Source organism: Vibrio metoecus, assembly GCF_009665255.1.
Taxonomy (GTDB): domain Bacteria; phylum Pseudomonadota; class Gammaproteobacteria; order Enterobacterales; family Vibrionaceae; genus Vibrio; species Vibrio metoecus_B.
In genome coordinates this window covers 367,111-383,921 of record NZ_CP035687.1, presented here as the reverse complement: position 1 = coordinate 383,921, position 16,811 = coordinate 367,111, and the positions used below count along the sequence as shown (strand labels likewise).

The window sequence follows — 16,811 nt, the reverse complement described above, 5'->3', positions numbered from 1 at the left end:
TCTGCACGTCAAAAAAGACGTGAAAACACACATCACGGCTCACAGGAGCACAGTGACACGACGAATTTGTGATTGAATTAAGCTATTGGAGGTCGATAGAGGGATTGCTGCCTTTGCACCACGGATTTGGCGGATTCATAGGGAATCAGAGCCAGTTGGTATTGTGCAGGTAGGCTATAGGCGGTTTGCGGTAAAAACGCGAACACACTCACGCATGCAGCGGTACAGCAGTTATGGATCGAGGGAGCATCGCTCATGCAATGGTTTGAAGTTTCCTCCATTGAGGAGTGGCTCATCGGCATGGTGTGAGACATTTGGCTGCTATCCATCATCACGCAACCGGAAGGTGCTTCAGCTTCAGATTGGTGAGTGGAGGCACTGATCATTTGCCAAGTCATTAAAGGCGCGCTTGAAGCAAAACTGGAGCTCAGTATGGCAAACATGCTGATGATGGAGATCCAGAAGATGCGAACAGGAGATAAGCGCATTTTGTGCCTTGAATGAAAAACTTAGCCGTAATTTAAAGCTTTACCCTAGGGGAAGGTCAAGTGTTGTTTTGGGTACATTGAGATAGTAATTTGCGAGAAATCGCGCATAATCTTGCTACTCATTCTGAAAGAAGAAATAACCTATGACCAATTTTCAATATTACTTTCATCTACTGCCTTGCTTTGACTGTAAGAAAACCACGGTAAGCACGGATCTGGGCTGGTTAACGGCTGCAATGAAAGAGGATGTGTTAGCTCAAGTTGCCGAGATTCTTGCGCAAGACAACGTGGAGCCGGACCTTTCCGTGAACGTGACTTGTACTAAAGAAGAAGCGCGCGATTACTTATTACTGAACTTCTACGGTTACTCAGAAGAAGAACTGGCAAATCAAGTAGAAGCGGAAGATGAGCAAGAAGTCGCGGATGAAATTGCAGAACTTGTGGCAGAAGGCAATGGCGCGATTGTTTTTGAACACGAAATCGCTCTGCAAAGCTGTACTGATTGCGAAATGGATGAAGAGTAAAACAGATTTAATCCAGTGACTCTATGTGCGTGTGGCGATGAGATTTTTCTCTAGCTCAAAAAAATCCCTCAGCGTGGCTGAGGGATTTTGTGTTTTAGAGAGGGGAAATTAGAGTTTATCCCACGCCATTTCCCAATGGCTGCCTGTACCCGGTTGGTACTGAGTGGCATTGGTTGTCCATTGTTGGCAGTAGCCAGAGTATGGCCACGGCTTACATTGGTAGATTGCGCCATCCGAACCTAGCACTTTGGTGCCAGCAACATACTCTTTCAAACCGTTAGGGAAGACAAAGTCATACTCACCCGGTGTTGGCGGGGTTTGTGGCTCAACTAGCATAAAATCAAGCGTTTGCTGATCTTGCAGATTGCCATCGCGATCTTTGATACGCGAAACCAGCATGTGGTGCCCCGCTTTAGCTTCACTCAGTTCTAAGGTTACTGATTTCAGCTCGCCATCCGTCATCGCTTGAGTCCAGCTCGCTAGCGGCTTTTGGTGGTGGTTATAAACCGTCAGTTCTGCGGTCATTTCACCTTGTGCTTCTAGAGTCAGGTCAAGTTGAACAGGCTGCTCGCCAATTTCATACTCTTTCGCTAGACCAGAAACCGTCAGTGAATACTCAGGCTGTGGCGCTTCAATTTGGTAACCAATTTCAACACGCTTCAAACCGCTGCCTTCTTTCAGGTAAATCGGGTTGGTGCCGTAAACTGGAACAAATTGATCGCCATTAAGTTGGCCTGCGCGTTGCTGTTTTTGCGTTTGGTTAATTTTAGTCGCCAAAGCGTAAGACCATTGATTAGCTTGGGTTAGCGTTTCAGAGTCAATTTTCAGCTCGGTACGGTAAGCTGGGTTTTCACCTGTCGCATCAAACACACGTGTGTACACGGTATCGCCAATACTGAGATCCATGCTTGGAATGATTTGTCCGGCTTGATTCCAATCGGGTAACACAGGGCCGTGACCATCAAATTTGACATCAATCACGTTATAGAAAGAGGCCGCAGTATCGCCCACATCCCATACCGCGAGGATGACTTGGTAACCTTCACGTTCTGGCACAATACATTCGTGGCTAACACGTTTCGGTGGTTGCACCATATTGCCTTCCACCACACAGAATGGATTCAGATCAAAAGAATCGCGTGACAAAGCTTGGTTTGGGTTCCAGTTTGGCTTGGTTATGTAGTATTTCCAGTCTCTGGTGACATGGTTTGCAGTAAACGTCCACTCAAAGGTTTGTGGACCCGCTTGGATTGGGCGTTTTACCCAACGGTCGGCCGTTTGTTCATCAAGCGCTGCGGCGAGTGCACTTTCAGCGCTGGCAATTTTACCATCACGTGGGCCTGCAGCCGGAAAACCCTCTGGGCCTTCAACGCTTTGTGGTTCATATTGAATCGCACCACAGTTAGTGTTTTTTTCACCAGTACCATTAGCGGCAAATTTACATAACGTAACGCGCCCTTCTACAATACCGTCTTCCACTGCTGACACATAACCGTGTCCGTACGCCAATCCACTGATACCAGAAAGGATCAGAGCGATAGCGGTAATTTTAGGTTGCTTTTTCATCACAGACTCTTTTTGTTGGCTGACAGAACTCAGAGGTATTCCGAGTCCTATCACACTCAGCAAGGCATAACTATGCAGCATGGTTATGGCGACCCCGCTATCATAGGTTGAGAAAACCGTTTGTTGAGCTTTTCTCGCACCGACAGACCGGAGGCTTTGCGTCCCATTTTTTCAAATGGTTTGCCGAAATGTGATCGGTAGCAAATTTAACTAACTTTGGTTAATAAGGCTAAGTGAAGAAGACGTTTGTGGAATGAAGCTCTCAGGCTTAATTTTTAGAGTTAAATAACTAATTTACCTACAAAATGTCAGGTGTTGATTTGATTGGCAAGGTGGATAGGGTGGCCCTATTTCGAAAATAGAATAGTGAGCGCGTGATCGGAGTAGCTTGCCACTCGTAAATAGTGTGACTATTGATAAAGCAAATACCCGACATGAATAAAAATGCGGCTAAAGGGGCATAATGCGTTACTCGGTTGTACGATTAATATTGGGCGATCAGCTCAATCATGCTCACTCGTGGTTTACTGAACCACGAGAGGAGGTGCTGTACTTGATTGCGGAATTGCATCAGGAGCAGGCGTATGTGCGTCACCACATTCAGAAACAGTGTGCGTTTTTTGCTGCCATGAAAGCATTTGCCGACTATCTATCGGCAGAGGGGCATCACGTCATGTATCTGGATCTGGATGCCACCGCAGAGTTTGCCGATTTGCCGCATCTGATCGGTCAGGTATGTTCTCAAGTTCAAGCCCGATCTTTTCAGTACCAAAGACCTGATGAATATCGTTTGCTTGAACAATTGGCAAGTTTACGTTTGCCTAACGTGGTCATTGGTTGTGTGGATACCGAGCACTTTCTATTACCATTTTCTGAAATCACCGAACAGTTTCCTGCCGGAAAATCGGTTTTGATGGAACATTTTTATCGCCGGATGCGTAAACGGTTTGGCTATTTGATGGAATCGCCAAACAAACCAGAAGGCGGGCAGTGGAATTTTGATGCAGATAACCGCAACAAGCTGAAAGCCCAAGATTTACTGTACTTACCCACACCGCTTCGTTTTGATAACCCGATTTTATCCATCAAATCACGGCTTGAACGGCATAACGTAAAGTCGATTGGCAACGTTGGAGAGTCATTACTATGGCCGATAAATCGCGCGCAAGCCTTGTCACTCTTAGCGCATTTTTGCCAATGCTGTTTGCCTAATTTTGGCCGCTTTCAAGATGCAATGACGGCGCAGCATCCATATCGATGGAGCCTCTATCATAGCCGCCTATCGTTTGCACTGAATTGCAAATTACTTTCCCCACAAGAGGTAATTGGTGCCGCGATTGATACCTATCGAGCTGCCCAAGGCGAAGTTTCTTTAGCACAAGTCGAAGGTTTCGTACGTCAAATTTTGGGGTGGAGAGAGTACGTACGCGGTATGTACTGGAGCAACATGCCTCATTACAAAACTCGCAATCATTTTGGTGCTCGGCGTCCTTTGCCCAGTTACTTCTGGAATGGTCAAACGAAGATGCGCTGTCTGCAACAAGCGATCACACAATCACTGGACTTTGGCTATGCACACCATATTCAGCGATTGATGGTAACAGGAAACTTTGCCCTGCTCACCGACTGTGATCCTGATGAAGTCGATGCGTGGTATTTGGGCATCTACATTGATGCTATTGAATGGGTCGAGCTACCGAATACGCGGGGAATGGCACTGTTTGCCGATGGGGGATTGATTGCGACTAAACCTTATGCCGCCAGTGGTTCCTACATCAATAAAATGAGTGACTACTGCGCTTCTTGCCCTTATCAAGTGAAACTCAAATCCGGTGAAGGGGCTTGTCCACTGAATTCACTCTATTGGCGCTTTATGCTCCAACATCGTGAACACCTCGCTAACAATCCTCGGATTGGGATGCTATATAAAACATGGGATAAGATGGCGAACATCGATCAACAGGCGATTTTAGCGACCGCCGATGCCTACCTAGCCCAGATAGATAACTTGTAACAACAATTAAAAATCCGTGAATACGACAACTCGGCGCAATATTTGCTTGGTATTTTCAGTCAGACGTTGGGTTTAAAGCTTGTGCTTGTGCGGATTATCCCATGACAGGGTGAGCGTAAAGCTAACGCTTCGACAAAATCGCATAAAGAAATGGTGTGTTTGCTCTAATGACTGAAAGGCTAATAAAATAATGTTTTATTGATAATTCATTGTTTTTATAGATTTTTATGACTTACGGATTACGCATGTACGCCCGAAAGTCATTGCAGCTTACTGTGAAGTACTTCAAAATTAGGGCGTTTCCATTTCTTCTTGGTTAAGAATGAGGTTTTGATGAGAGTCGCGGATCTTCTAAAGCATCGAGCTGAAAACTTGGTTAAGCACACTGAATTTAAACAGTGGATGTCTCCGTCTGTACGTGAGTACTGGGATGATATTTTGACCAAAACCAATCGTCGCCCGCTGTTTGCGTGGGTGAAAGATCTGCACCTGCCTGCCAATGAAGAAACACCGATCCCAGAACCGATTGTGCTCAAACCGGAAGCGCAGGCTTTGTATGAGCAGCTACAATCCCAAGTGGGAGAAGTCATCCATACGGGGGACTGGTTGCTCGTTGATCAAGAGCGTATTAATCAATTTGGTACAGTCACTGAAGATATGCAGTGGATTCATACGGATCCTGATCGCGCTGCGCTGGAATCTCCGTTCAAAACAACAATTGCCCACGGTTTTTTGACTCTAGCGCTGTTGCCTCGTTTGACCGACAGTGTTGACGAAGAGAAGTCTCTGTTCCCAACGGCGAAGTTGGTGGTCAATATTGGTCTCAATTCAGTGCGTTTTCCTTATCCAGTCAAAGCTGGTAACCGAGTTCGTGCCGTGAGCACATTATCAAAAGTAACGCCAATCAAGAAAGGTCTTGAGATCGAGCGTGAAATCAAAGTCGAGATTGAAGGTGTTCGACGCCCTGGCTGTGTCGTGGTTTCGGTTATCCAGCTGCATTTTTAATGAAATGTATTCAGAACATAAAACAAGGAGAGCGAATGCTCTCCTTGTTGCTTTCCAACGTGTTGAAACGACGATTAGGATTTATTCCACATCGCTTGGCATGATATAGCCGTATTCAACAATCAATTTTTTCGCTTGATCCGACTGTAAAAACGCAATGAATTGCTTGGTTTGTTCATCGGCCTTATCCGAGTAGTGCAGGATTAAGAAAGGTCGAGAGAGTTGATAACGGTGCTTTGCAATGTTGTCAGCTGTAGCCTCCGTTTTCTCAAACTGTAACGCTTTAACCGATTTGTCTACCGAGCCAATTGAGATAAAGCCTAACGCTTGAGTATTGTGGTTGACCAAGGTTTTCATCATGCTGTTGCTGTTCACCACTAATGCGGTTGGTGCAATATCCGAAACCTCACGTTTGTTAAGCGTTTTGGTTAACCCCATTAAGCTTTCAAAGCTGTAGCGGGTACCTGATGAAGCCTCACGAGTCACCACCGCAATCTTTTGATCATTACCACCGACTTGTTTCCAGTTAGTAATTTGCCCTTTATAGATGCCATACAACTGTTCACGGCTTAAATTGCTGATAGGGTTGGCTTGGTTAACGACCACCGCCATGCCATCAAAAGCCAGCATAAAGCTATTGAGGTTCTCTTGGCTTTCACTTTCCGTCATATAACGGGATGTCATTGCAATGTCGGCGACCCCTTTTTTGAGTAATGCAATGCCAGCAGTGGAGCCTACGCCTTGTACCGCAACATAAGTTTCTGGGTGCGTCTTGTTATACTCTTCAGCCAGTACATCCATAATTCTGGCTACGGAAGTGGAACCCGAAACGGTAATTTCACTTGCTTGCGCAGACGGTGTTATCGCAGTGATAGAAAAGAAAAATGCGCAAACGGCGGCAAGTGCCATCCTAAACATAAAGTAGCTCCCATGTTGTCAAAAAAATCTTAAGTAGTATGCCTGAAACGTATGACAAAAATGTGAATGCATTCCTAGGATTAGTGTTGGATTTGTGAAATCAATAGAGATTGTTGCGATTGCTTATACTCAAATGATGTTGGGATCATAGAATTACTGTGTGCAGATCTCCATACTGGATATATCAAGTCACAGTGAGGTTAAACATGATTGTCAACCTTCTACAGCGACAACTCGAGCGTCGTGCGGAACTGCTTTGCATGAGCCGCAATCAGAGCCTGCCAGCTGAGCTAGGCAAATCGAGCTTTGAACCGATAGAAAATGGTGTGCAATTTATCTTATGCCATTACAAACTGGATTCTAGCCATTGTGATTATGAAAGTTTGGTGGCGAAAATTGTGTGGGAAGAGGCCTCAAAACAGTGGATTCTTTATACTTATGATGAAGAGCAATCTACGAATGAACCTTGGATTCCTTACCCATTTTTAGCGCGTAGTGAAGATTTGACGGCAATGATACGTGAAGTAGAAAAAGACCCGAAAGCCTATTTCTGGGTGTAGTTTCAGTGATATAGCGTGTGGTTGGCGAAATAAAAAGGCATTCCTAAGAATGCCTTTTCGGTAAGAGGGAGAAAGCCTGAGCTTAACGGATTACGCTTGAGGTTCGCTCTTATCTTCGATGCTCGGCTTTGCTTCTGTGGTTAGGTCGGCAAATACTTGCGTTGGCTTACCCACTAAACTGCGGTTTTCTTGATTCACTTCAGCAAGAACGATTTCCAGTACATCACCGAGTTTGTACACCACTTCTTTATCAATCAGTACCGTACCGTCTTCGCCATTGCACTCGATACGTTCTTTGTTATCGAGGATCAGAGATCCTGGAATAAAGGCCATTGCGCCGTTTTCGAGTAAGCGAACACGCATGCCCGGACGGTTGATGTCAAAGATCTCGGCTTGGAAGTGAGTTTCTTTCGCTGGCTCATCGGCCAGAGTGCGCGCATAGAGCCAATCTGCCACATTGCGTTCGGTAATTTTGTGGTGCTTACGATGCAGCGCAAGTTCTTCACCAACCGTTTCATCCGGCGTCTGCACAGGGGCTTTGCCCAGAATGTGTGCTTTCAGCAGACGGTGGTTAATCATGTCGCCGTATTTACGAATCGGTGAAGTCCAAGTCGCGTACACATCAAGCCCCATCGCGAAGTGGGGGAGAGGCTGGTTGCCAATCTCACTGTAGCTCTGGTACTTACGAATACGGTTATCGAGGTAGCTAGTTTCTTGTGTGGCTAGCCAGCGGCGCAGAGCGGCAAAGCCTTCCACCGTCGCCAGCGTTTCAGCATCGGCATTCGGTGCACCGTGTGCTGCCATTAGCTCCACCACATCGGCCATTTTCTCGGCTTTGAAACCAGCATGGGTATTGAAAACACCTAAACCGAACGTCGCTTGCAACGTTTTACCCGCACAGATGTTCGCAGTGATCATCGATTCTTCGACCAAACGGTTAGCAGTGCGGCGCATGTCCGCATGGATCGCCACCACATCGTTATCGGCACTCAGTTCGAAGCGGTAGTCTGGACGATCTGGGAACACCACGGCATGGGTTTCACGCCAGTTAGCACGTGCTTGTGAGAAGGCATACAGATCACGCACCACTTGGGCGATTTCTTCGCTTGGTTGCCATTGCTCCGAGCTGCCAGTTTCCAACCAGTCAGAAACATGGTCGTAAACCAGACGTGCATGTGATTTGATGTTGGCTGAGAAGAAGCGAATATCATCGCCAATCACGCCATCTTTACTAATGGTCACCGAACAGCACAGCGCTGGGCGAACTTGGTTTTCCATCAGTGAGCAAAGCTCATCAGCCAGATCACGCGGCAACATTGGAATGTTGCGACCTGGCAAATAAATGGTAAAGCCACGCTCGCGTGCCACTTTATCCATCTCATCTTCTGGCGTGATGTAAGCGGTTGGATCGGCAATCGCGATAGTCAGCGCAAAATCACCGTTAGGTAATTGTTGTGCGTAAAGCGCATCATCCATATCTTTGGTTGATTCACCATCGATGGTCACAAAAGGCAGTGCGGTCAGATCTTCACGAACCAAGTCTGCATCATCTTTCAGTTGCCACTCGTCAATACCCGCTGGCTCGCTGTTAGGCAGATCGTTTTCCGCTAATGTCACCCACCAAGGGGCAATTTTGTCATTAGCATCGGTGATTTTGTGTGAGATTTGCGCGAAGAAGCCGTCGTCACCTTTAAGAGGGTGGCGGACAAGATGAGCGACCACCCAGTCACCTTCTTGGAAGTCAGCTTCGTTGAGGCCTTTCTTAGTTTTTGCCTTCAGCGACAGCTTTTTCAGTTGTGGATGATCGGGCGCAACGTTCAGTTTGCCTTTAAATAGCTTTACGCGGCCAATGAAACGAGTCAGTGATTGTTCGATAAGCTCAGAAGGCTCTGCAACTTCACGTTCATTCTCGGTGCGGATGAAAGCCACGACTTTGTCGCCATGCATACACTTCTTCATATAAGGAGGCGGAACAAAGTAGCTGGTTTTGCTATCGACTTCGAGGAAGCCAAAACCTTTGTCACTGGCTTTGATGGTGCCTTCTTTTTTAGGCAGGGTTTCTTGGATTTTTTGCTTAAGCTGCGCGAGGAGCGGATTGTCTTGGAACATCTTTTTTATCTAACCGTTTAAGTTGGGCACACTATAATCATTGAGGGACTGGATTACTACCTAAAACGTGAGTTCGAGCATCGTTGGCTGTTTATTTATTCGCTGAAATTGTCAGCAAATTTGGTGTTTTGAAGGGTTTTTTCGGTCAATGAGGCGTCATTTTTCCTTTGCTAAGAAAATTTTGTGATGAAATTCAATTTTTCCTAGCTTTTTTTATGCTTTTAAGGAATAATCCGCGTCCCTTATATGTCCCTAGCGGCTTGATGCGTTTTAATACTTATCCGCATCTGAACGGACTCAGCAATTCATTGGATTGGTTGGAAATGGTAGAGCACGTGGGACCTTGGTTATTTCTTCATTTAGTGGGATCCCCATGCAAGATACTGCAATTCAATTCAGTGATTTAGCACTGAACAGCGCCATCCTTTCTGCCCTAACCGAAATGGGCTTTGTATCACCTACACCTATCCAAGCAGCAGCGATTCCTGTTCTGCTGGAAGGTCGTGATGCACTGGGTAAAGCGCAAACAGGTACGGGTAAAACAGCGGCATTCTCACTGCCTCTGCTGAACAAACTTAATCTGTCTCAACACAAGCCACAAGCTATTGTTATGGCGCCAACGCGTGAGCTGGCGATTCAGGTAGCGGCTGAGATCAAAAACCTTGGCCAAAACATCAAAGGCCTGAAGGTTCTTGAAATCTACGGTGGTGCTTCAATTCTTGATCAAATGCGCGCTCTGAAATCTGGCGCTCACATTGTTGTGGGTACTCCAGGCCGCGTAAAAGATCTGATCACGCGTGATCGTCTACACCTAGACGAATGTCATACTTTCATCTTGGATGAAGCAGACGAAATGCTCAAAATGGGCTTCGTTGATGACGTGACTTGGATCATGGAGCAAGCTCCAGAATCAGCACAACGCGTACTGTTCTCTGCAACTATGCCTCCAATGGTAAAAGAGATCGTTGAGCGTTTTCTACGTAATCCAGAGTGTGTTGACGTAGCCGGTTCTAACCAAACTGTGGCTAAAGTTGAGCAACAATACTGGGTAGTAAAAGGTGTAGAGAAAGATGAAGCGATGGCTCGTCTGCTTGAAACCGAAGAAACCGATGCTTCTATCGTATTCGTACGTACTCGTCAGGATACTGAGCGTCTAGCGGATTGGTTGTGTGCGCGTGGCTTCAAAGCTGCAGCTTTGCACGGTGATATCCCTCAGTCTCTGCGTGAGCGCACCGTTGATCATATCAAGCAAGGTGTGATTGATATTCTGGTTGCGACTGACGTAGTAGCACGTGGTCTGGACGTTCCTCGTATCACTCACGTATACAACTACGATATTCCATTTGATGTGGAATCTTACATCCACCGTATCGGCCGTACTGGTCGTGCTGGACGTAAAGGTAAGGCGATCCTGCTGGTTCGTACTAACCAAATTCGCATGCTGCGCACTATCGAGCGTGTAACTCGTTCTTCTATGGAAGAGATCCAACTGCCACACCGCGATAAAGTGGCTGAATCTCGTCTGACTAAGCTGGGTCAAGAGCTGGCGGCAGATAAAGAGTTCAGCTCACTGGAGCGTTTCGCTGAGCTGGTTGAAAAACTGCAAGCGTCACTGGAAATCGACTCAACCACACTGGCTGCGATTCTGCTGAAACGTCAGCAAGGTAAGCGTCCTCTATTCTACGTTGGTGCTGACCCAATGATCGAAGCGATGGAGCGTGAAAAATCACGTCGTCGTGAGCGTCGTGATGACCGCCGTGATGGTGATCGTCCTGCTCGCCGTGAATTCGGTGGTCGTGATCAAGAGAACCACGATTGGGACACTTACCAGCTGCAAGTTGGCCGTGACCAAGGCGTTCAAGTGAAAGACATCGTAGGTGCACTCGCAAACGAACTGGGTCTGACTAAAGGTTCTATCGGTGCGATCAAACTGGCTCAAGGCCATACGTTTGTTCAGCTGCCAAAAGCGATGTCGAGCGACGTTTCTAGCAAGCTGCGTAAGCTGCGTATCCGCCAGAAAGAAGTGGGTGCTGTAGTGTGTGATTTCGATGACTTCCGCGAATCTCGTGGTGGTGCTCGTCGTGAAGGTGGCCCACGTCGTGACGGTGGTCGTCGTCCTGAAGGCAACCGTGAAGGCGGTTTCCGTGGTGGTCGTGAAGGCGGCCGCGAAGGTGGTCGTGGCCGTGGTGGTGAAGGCCGTCCTTTCCGTGAAGGTGAGCGTCGTTTTGAACGTAACCGTAGTGGTGAGAGCAGTGGTAGCTACCGTGGTGAGCGTGGCCATAGCCGTCGTCGCGAAGAAGCATAATTCACTAAAGTGATTTGAATTGATAAACCCGCAGGTAAAACTGCGGGTTTTTTGTTGTCATCCCTAAACCACCGCTTTTAGCGGTGGTGATTGTCCCTAGGGGCTTTTGCCCGAAAATGCGCCCATGTTAGAAGACAAACTCTTATTCACCATAAGTAAGAGGATTCAAATAACATGGGCGACTACAGAAGTTCATCACACGTCTATTGGCGTTGCAAATATCATATCGTTTGGACACCAAAATTTCGTTTTAAGATCTTAAAAGGTAATGTAGCCAAAGAGCTAAATCGTTCGATCTACATTCTTTGTAATATGAAAGATTGTGAAGTATTGGAACTCAATGTTCAGCCAGATCATGTCCACTTAGTTGCGATAATTCCGCCCAAAGTATCGATTTCGACGTTGATGGGAGTTTTAAAGGGTAGGAGTGCAATTAGGCTATTCAACAAGTTTCCACATATCAGGAAAAAGTTATGGGGAAATCATTTTTGGGCGCGAGGCTATTTTGTGGATACGGTAGGTGTAAATGAAGAAATCATTAGACGGTATGTACGGCATCAAGACAAAAAAGAGCTTGAGCAAGAGCAGCAGTTAGAGTTATTGAGAGAGTAACAGCGTCGTGGCCCCCTTTTAGGGGGCTTATATTAAAACCGCCTTCTAAGAAGGCGGTTTTTTATTATCTGCATCGCATACTTTCATTTCATTGCTACACTTTAAACGGGTGATAAATAAGCAGAACAATCAATTCAACCGATGAGGTGATACATGCGCAAATGGCTATGGATGCTTTTATTGCTAGCGACGAGAGTCGCGGCCGTGGACCTTTCACCCTATATCGTGAATGGCACAAATGCGAATGTTGCGAATTACCCTTCTTTTGCTAGCTTGGCAATTTATATTTCTCCCTATCAATATAGTTCTAGAACCTACTGTGGTGCGACGGTGCTTAACTCACGCTACATCCTCACCGCGGCACACTGCATTTATGGTGATAGTTACGCCATGCTCTACACGGTAGCCATCCCCCAGTTACAAGATGAAAGCGATTTCCCGAATGGCAATATTCAGTTTGCTCGTGGTTCAGAGTTCTATTATCCAGACAACTATGTGAATTCATCTTCCGTTTATTGGCCGAATGATATCGCGATCATTAAATTAGAAAATGACCTTAACGTGAGTAATTTTGTAGGGGTGCTCAATAGTACGATCAATGGCAACTATGACGTCAGTGGCGTCTATAAAGCGGTGGGGCATGGCTATGTGTATAGCAACGTAGCAGGAGGGACTCAATTGCTAGAAACGACCTTGGACTTTGTACCTTTTTCGACTTGCTCGGCTTATTACGGTGCAAATTTAGGTTCAGGACATGTCTGCTTTTCTGGTCCGGTAACTGGCGGATATAAAAACTCCACTTGTTCGGGTGATTCAGGGGGACCCGTCTACTTCGATAGTGGCTCAGGCTATGTACAAATTGGGATCACCAGTTTTGGTCCATCCGTTTGTGGTGATTCGACTCAGCCAGTGACTTCGGTATTCACGGAAGTCTCCGACTATTACAACTGGATTTTACGAGTGATGAATGGGTTAGAAACGCCGAAGTATTACGTCACAGAAAGCAACGGAGTGCGTACATTGACCTCAGGAGGAACTACGGCGACCACGGTGAGTGAAAGCTCAGCGAGTGGCGGCGCAGGTTCTTTGTTTTTGGTTTTCTTGTTGGGAGGGCTGAGCATTATTCGGGGCAACAAGCTGAGTATTTGAGTTTTATGTTTAAGGGCGGTTTGATTTTAGGTGCGAATCTGACATTATCGCAGTTCATTCTTTTAATCTATAAACGATCCTAGGTAACGACGTTGAATAAACTAAAACGACTCTTTGGCCCTCTTTATCCTATTGTTTGCGCCCTTCTTGCTTTGTTAGCCATTTTTACGCTATCTCGTTTAGGGTTAGCGATTTGGCATTTTGACCGCGTGACCGATGCAGAAGGCTGGGTACGCATTTTCTCCAGTGGTTTACGGGTGGACTTTGCGTCAATCTGCTATTTGTTCATTTTACCTGCACTTTTGACTAGCTTAATTTCCGGTGAGCATTGTTTAGGCCGCATTTGGAATTGGATTCTGCGTCTTTGGATCACCGTAGGTCTGTGGATCGTTGTGTACATGGAAGTGGCTACTCCTCCTTTTATTATTGAGTACGATCTGCGGCCTAACCGTTTGTTTGTGGAATACCTCATCTATCCGAAAGAAGTCTTTGGTATGTTGTGGTCTGGCTATAAATTGGAGCTATTTATCGGTCTAGTCGTGAGTGTACTGACGGTTGTGCTCGGCTGGCGATGGAGTAAAACACTGGTTTCTAACTTGCGTTACCCTAAGTGGTATTGGCGTCCAGTGATTGCTGTACTTGTTGTGGCAATTGGTATTTTAGGCGCTCGTTCTTCTTTAGGGCATCGTCCTATGAATCCAGCAATGGTCTCTTTCTCTAGCGATCCTTTGATGAACGATCTTGCGCTCAACTCCGCATATTCAGTTATTTTCGCAGCCAAGCAAATGGGCTCAGAGGCCAACGCGTTTGAGTTTTATCCAAAAATGGATAAACAACTCGTGATCGATCAAGTTCGTGCTTCGATGACTGTCGCTCCGGAAGATTTCATTAGTGATGAAAAACCATCTTTGGCCAATCATGTCGCGATTTACCAAGGTGCACCTAAAAACATCGTCATTTTGTTGATGGAAAGCCACGGTGCGCGTTATGTGAAAAGCCTCGGAGGTATTGATGTTTCTCCAAACATGGACAAGTTGATTAACGAAGGCTGGGCATTTACTCGTATGTATGCCACGGGTACTCGCTCAGTCCGTGGCATTGAAGCGGTAACCACAGGATTCTCTCCAACGCCTGCTCGCTCTGTAGTGAAGCTAGGTAAAAGTCAGAATAACTTCTTCTCCATTGCAGGTTTGCTGAAAACTCAGCAGTACCACACGCAATTCATTTATGGTGGCGAGAGCCATTTTGACAATATGAAGAGTTTCTTCCTCGGCAATGGCTTTGTGGATATGCAAGACTTTCCTACTTTCTCAAATCCGAAATTTGTAGGATCGTGGGGAGCATCGGATGAAGATGTGTTTAACAAGGCTGATGAGCAGTTCACCCAAATGTCAAAAGAAGGAAAACCTTTTTTTAGCTTAGTGTTTACTTCATCTAACCATAGCCCGTTTGAATATCCAGATGGTGTGATTACTCAATACAATGAACCTAAACAGACGGTAGAAAATGCGGTGAAATACGCTGACTACGCGTTGGGGCAATTTGTTGAAAAGGCGAAAAAATCCCCTTATTGGGATAACACCGTGTTTGTTGTTGTCGCAGACCATGACGCGCGTACACAAGGTACCAATCCAATCCCTGTGGAATATTTCCATATTCCGGCGGTTATTTTTGGTGGTGGCATTGAAGCGCGTAAAGATGACCGCTTACTCAGCCAGTTGGATCTAGCTCCGACGCTTCTCTCTTTAGCCGGCATTAGCAGTCAAAACCCGATGATCGGCTTTGATTTAACTAAAGATGTTCCGGTTGAAAAACAACGTGCGATGATGCAACGTGACAAAAACTTCGGTTGGTTAACACCAGATAATCAAGTGGTTGTATTGCAGCCAGGACAAGATATCACGACCTATCAATATGATTCAGTGACGCATAAAATGACACCGCTTCAGCTTGATGAATCGATCGTGACTCGCGCACACGCTAATGCGATGTGGGGGAGTTTGGCGTTTAAAGAGAATTTCTACATCGCGCAAAAAAGTTATGAATTGGAAAAATAAAGCATTTCATTAACCACTAAACAAAGAAGGCGACCATAGGTCGCCTTCTTTATTATTGTCATAACTTTTATGAGGATCTGGGTGCAACAATGGAGTTAACGATCCCAATATGTTTCTTCTAAGCTATCTTCGCGTTCAGGTAGTGAGCGTGATAAGCGTGGAGAGTGTTGAGTTAACACCTCATAGCTCACACGGTTCGCGTATTTACACACTTGAGAGAGCGAGGAATAGGTCAGGTATGGCTGATCATGCTTGGCAGAATTTGGCACATTACGTTGGTGATACGCGTTTGCCGCCATGTCGTGCAGTAACGCAGAAAGTGCGCCATCGCCAGCTCCATTGGTGTTTTTAATTTCCAATGGACCACCTAAATATGGGCCAATGTGTGAATAAACCTTCAGCGGATGAGTACAATCTTGTTTGCGCATAGCACGGCTAAATTCGTACTTATTAAACTCAGGAATATTACCCGGTAGCAGTGGTAGCTCAGTTTCACGCTTCGCTGATTCTTCAATGTATCCCGCCATGTACAACCCCACAGGACCAGCGGTGCATAGAACTAAGTCAACCCATTCCAGAGCTTTATCAGCGGCAAGCAGTGGATCTCGTTCACCCGTCAGCGCAGCGCCTTCTTCTTCATTCATCGCAACAACGGTAATATGTTCTTTCATGTAGTTTTGCCACCACTCGGCATTGCCTTCGATCACATATTTTGTGCCTAGAGTCAGCACCACGGGAATACCGTGTGCCTTTGCAATTTCAATGGCGCGTTGTACCGCTTGTGGCATAGGGTCTTCTGGTTTTCCACGCATCAAGTAAGATGAAACCACCAGAGCTGAAGCTTTTTCAAACACTTCTTCTGGAATGCTATCTGGGCGTAGCTTGTTCATATGCCCTTCATTGATCGCAAACGTGCGTTCACCATCTTCTGAAATCAGGGTATAGCAGCGACCAATTGGGCCATCCACGGTTTGTAGATGGTTGAGGTTCATGCGTGAAGAGGTTCGGCACAGGTAACGATAAGCGTATGAGCCGACTTCGATATTCTTTGACATTACACCCAGCAAAACCGATTTGCTGTCCGCCAAAACGGAGTAATTGTGCAATGTGTTACCAATGGTATCTCCCGGATATTGGTGAGTGATCAAGCCACGTTCCACCAATTCTTTATAAAGCGCATCGGCTTTACTTTCTTCCAATACCAGCGAATGACCTTTGCTTAACTCGTAGCGAGTTAAAAACTCGTCATCGACGCGAGCTTCAATATCGACGATGGTTTGGCCCACACCGACAATCGTCGGGCGGTGGAGCTTGGGTGTTTGCTGAATTTGGTTTACGAGTGGATCGCGAGCGTGAGTTGGAAAATAGTGCTTAGATTTGCGCTGACCGGGAAACTTCATTTTGAAAGTGTTAATTGAAAATTTTCGCGCATCATATCACAAATATGACAGATTACTTTCATTTTTATTGCAGCCTGAAGTGATGTAAAACACGCCTCAGGCTG

13 protein-coding genes and 1 riboswitch are annotated in these 16,811 nt (G+C 46.1%); of the genes, 8 read left to right on the top strand and 5 right to left on the bottom strand.

The genetic code is table 11. The features are described 5' to 3' along the window. Positions 1 to 77: 77 nt before the first annotated feature. Entirely contained in the window at positions 78 to 443 is a 366-nt protein-coding gene (locus tag EPB59_RS15285; RefSeq protein ID WP_241666252.1) for a hypothetical protein, read from the bottom strand. A gap of 188 nt (positions 444 to 631) precedes the next feature. Between EPB59_RS15285 and EPB59_RS15280 the strand changes: the two genes are divergently transcribed. Continuing rightward, on the top strand, positions 632 to 1,012 hold the full coding sequence (locus EPB59_RS15280) for a hypothetical protein (RefSeq protein ID WP_154173626.1): 381 nt from the start codon (positions 632 to 634) through the stop codon (positions 1,010 to 1,012). Between the two features lie 108 nt (positions 1,013 to 1,120). On the opposite strand, the gene gbpA is transcribed toward EPB59_RS15280, so the two are convergent. Further along, positions 1,121 to 2,578 carry an N-acetylglucosamine-binding protein GbpA gene (gene gbpA / locus EPB59_RS15275; protein ID WP_154173624.1) on the bottom strand — a complete coding sequence of 486 codons (1,458 nt, stop codon included), beginning with the start codon at positions 2,576 to 2,578 and terminating at the stop codon, positions 1,121 to 1,123. An 84-nt stretch (positions 2,579 to 2,662) separates the two neighbouring features. Then, a riboswitch (cyclic di-GMP riboswitch) is annotated at positions 2,663 to 2,773 on the bottom strand. A 268-nt stretch (positions 2,774 to 3,041) separates the two neighbouring features. Between gbpA and EPB59_RS15270 the strand changes: the two genes are divergently transcribed. Further along, complete coding sequence (locus tag EPB59_RS15270) at positions 3,042 to 4,592, top strand: cryptochrome/photolyase family protein (RefSeq protein WP_154173622.1); 1,551 nt, start codon at positions 3,042 to 3,044, stop codon at positions 4,590 to 4,592. Positions 4,593 to 4,925: 333 nt separating this feature from the next. Beyond that, positions 4,926 to 5,597, top strand: coding sequence for a MaoC family dehydratase (locus EPB59_RS15265; RefSeq protein ID WP_055050023.1), 672 nt, complete (start codon positions 4,926 to 4,928; stop codon positions 5,595 to 5,597). A gap of 81 nt (positions 5,598 to 5,678) precedes the next feature. On the opposite strand, the gene EPB59_RS15260 is transcribed toward EPB59_RS15265, so the two are convergent. Continuing rightward, entirely contained in the window at positions 5,679 to 6,515 is an 837-nt protein-coding gene (locus tag EPB59_RS15260; protein ID WP_154173620.1) for a phosphate ABC transporter substrate-binding protein PstS family protein, read from the bottom strand. A gap of 206 nt (positions 6,516 to 6,721) precedes the next feature. On the opposite strand from EPB59_RS15260, the gene EPB59_RS15255 reads away from it, so the two are divergent. Continuing rightward, the gene (locus tag EPB59_RS15255; RefSeq protein WP_055050021.1) at positions 6,722 to 7,075 is read left to right on the top strand and encodes a DUF3024 domain-containing protein; all 354 of its coding nucleotides are present in this window, start codon (positions 6,722 to 6,724) and stop codon (positions 7,073 to 7,075) included. A 90-nt stretch (positions 7,076 to 7,165) separates the two neighbouring features. Here the strand turns inward: EPB59_RS15255 and rnb are convergent, their stop codons facing one another. After that, complete coding sequence (gene rnb / locus EPB59_RS15250; protein WP_154173618.1) at positions 7,166 to 9,184, bottom strand: exoribonuclease II; 2,019 nt, start codon at positions 9,182 to 9,184, stop codon at positions 7,166 to 7,168. A gap of 373 nt (positions 9,185 to 9,557) precedes the next feature. On the opposite strand from rnb, the gene EPB59_RS15245 reads away from it, so the two are divergent. The 4 genes from EPB59_RS15245 to EPB59_RS15230 all read left to right on the top strand — a co-directional run bounded on the left by EPB59_RS15245 (position 9,558) and on the right by EPB59_RS15230 (position 15,307). Beyond that, on the top strand, positions 9,558 to 11,489 hold the full coding sequence (locus EPB59_RS15245; RefSeq protein WP_195707169.1) for a DEAD/DEAH box helicase: 1,932 nt from the start codon (positions 9,558 to 9,560) through the stop codon (positions 11,487 to 11,489). Between the two features lie 174 nt (positions 11,490 to 11,663). Beyond that, positions 11,664 to 12,101, top strand: coding sequence for an IS200/IS605-like element IS1004 family transposase (gene tnpA, locus EPB59_RS15240; RefSeq protein WP_055051091.1), 438 nt, complete (start codon positions 11,664 to 11,666; stop codon positions 12,099 to 12,101). 153 nt (positions 12,102 to 12,254) lie between these two features. Beyond that, positions 12,255 to 13,250 (top strand): GlyGly-anchored extracellular serine protease VesA, encoded by a 996-nt coding sequence (gene vesA / locus EPB59_RS15235; RefSeq protein WP_154173614.1) that lies wholly within the window; start codon positions 12,255 to 12,257, stop codon positions 13,248 to 13,250. Between the two features lie 92 nt (positions 13,251 to 13,342). Then, positions 13,343 to 15,307, top strand: coding sequence for an LTA synthase family protein (locus EPB59_RS15230; RefSeq protein WP_154173612.1), 1,965 nt, complete (start codon positions 13,343 to 13,345; stop codon positions 15,305 to 15,307). 95 nt (positions 15,308 to 15,402) lie between these two features. Here the strand turns inward: EPB59_RS15230 and EPB59_RS15225 are convergent, their stop codons facing one another. Beyond that, positions 15,403 to 16,707, bottom strand: coding sequence for an inosine/guanosine kinase (locus EPB59_RS15225; RefSeq protein WP_154173610.1), 1,305 nt, complete (start codon positions 16,705 to 16,707; stop codon positions 15,403 to 15,405). Positions 16,708 to 16,811: the final 104 nt, after the last annotated feature.

Coding starts and splice junctions, on each gene's coding strand:
- EPB59_RS15260 (WP_154173620.1), bottom strand. CDS start 6,515: ATGTTTAGGATGGCACTTGCCGCCGTTTGCGCATTTTTCTTTTCTATC.
- EPB59_RS15280 (WP_154173626.1), top strand. CDS start 632: ATGACCAATTTTCAATATTACTTTCATCTACTGCCTTGCTTTGACTGT.
- EPB59_RS15245 (WP_195707169.1), top strand. CDS start 9,558: ATGCAAGATACTGCAATTCAATTCAGTGATTTAGCACTGAACAGCGCC.
- EPB59_RS15225 (WP_154173610.1), bottom strand. CDS start 16,707: ATGAAGTTTCCCGGTCAGCGCAAATCTAAGCACTATTTTCCAACTCAC.
- EPB59_RS15285 (WP_241666252.1), bottom strand. CDS start 443: ATGTTTGCCATACTGAGCTCCAGTTTTGCTTCAAGCGCGCCTTTAATG.
- rnb (WP_154173618.1), bottom strand. CDS start 9,184: ATGTTCCAAGACAATCCGCTCCTCGCGCAGCTTAAGCAAAAAATCCAA.
- EPB59_RS15255 (WP_055050021.1), top strand. CDS start 6,722: ATGATTGTCAACCTTCTACAGCGACAACTCGAGCGTCGTGCGGAACTG.
- EPB59_RS15270 (WP_154173622.1), top strand. CDS start 3,042: ATGCGTTACTCGGTTGTACGATTAATATTGGGCGATCAGCTCAATCAT.
- gbpA (WP_154173624.1), bottom strand. CDS start 2,578: ATGAAAAAGCAACCTAAAATTACCGCTATCGCTCTGATCCTTTCTGGT.
- tnpA (WP_055051091.1), top strand. CDS start 11,664: ATGGGCGACTACAGAAGTTCATCACACGTCTATTGGCGTTGCAAATAT.
- vesA (WP_154173614.1), top strand. CDS start 12,255: ATGCGCAAATGGCTATGGATGCTTTTATTGCTAGCGACGAGAGTCGCG.
- EPB59_RS15265 (WP_055050023.1), top strand. CDS start 4,926: ATGAGAGTCGCGGATCTTCTAAAGCATCGAGCTGAAAACTTGGTTAAG.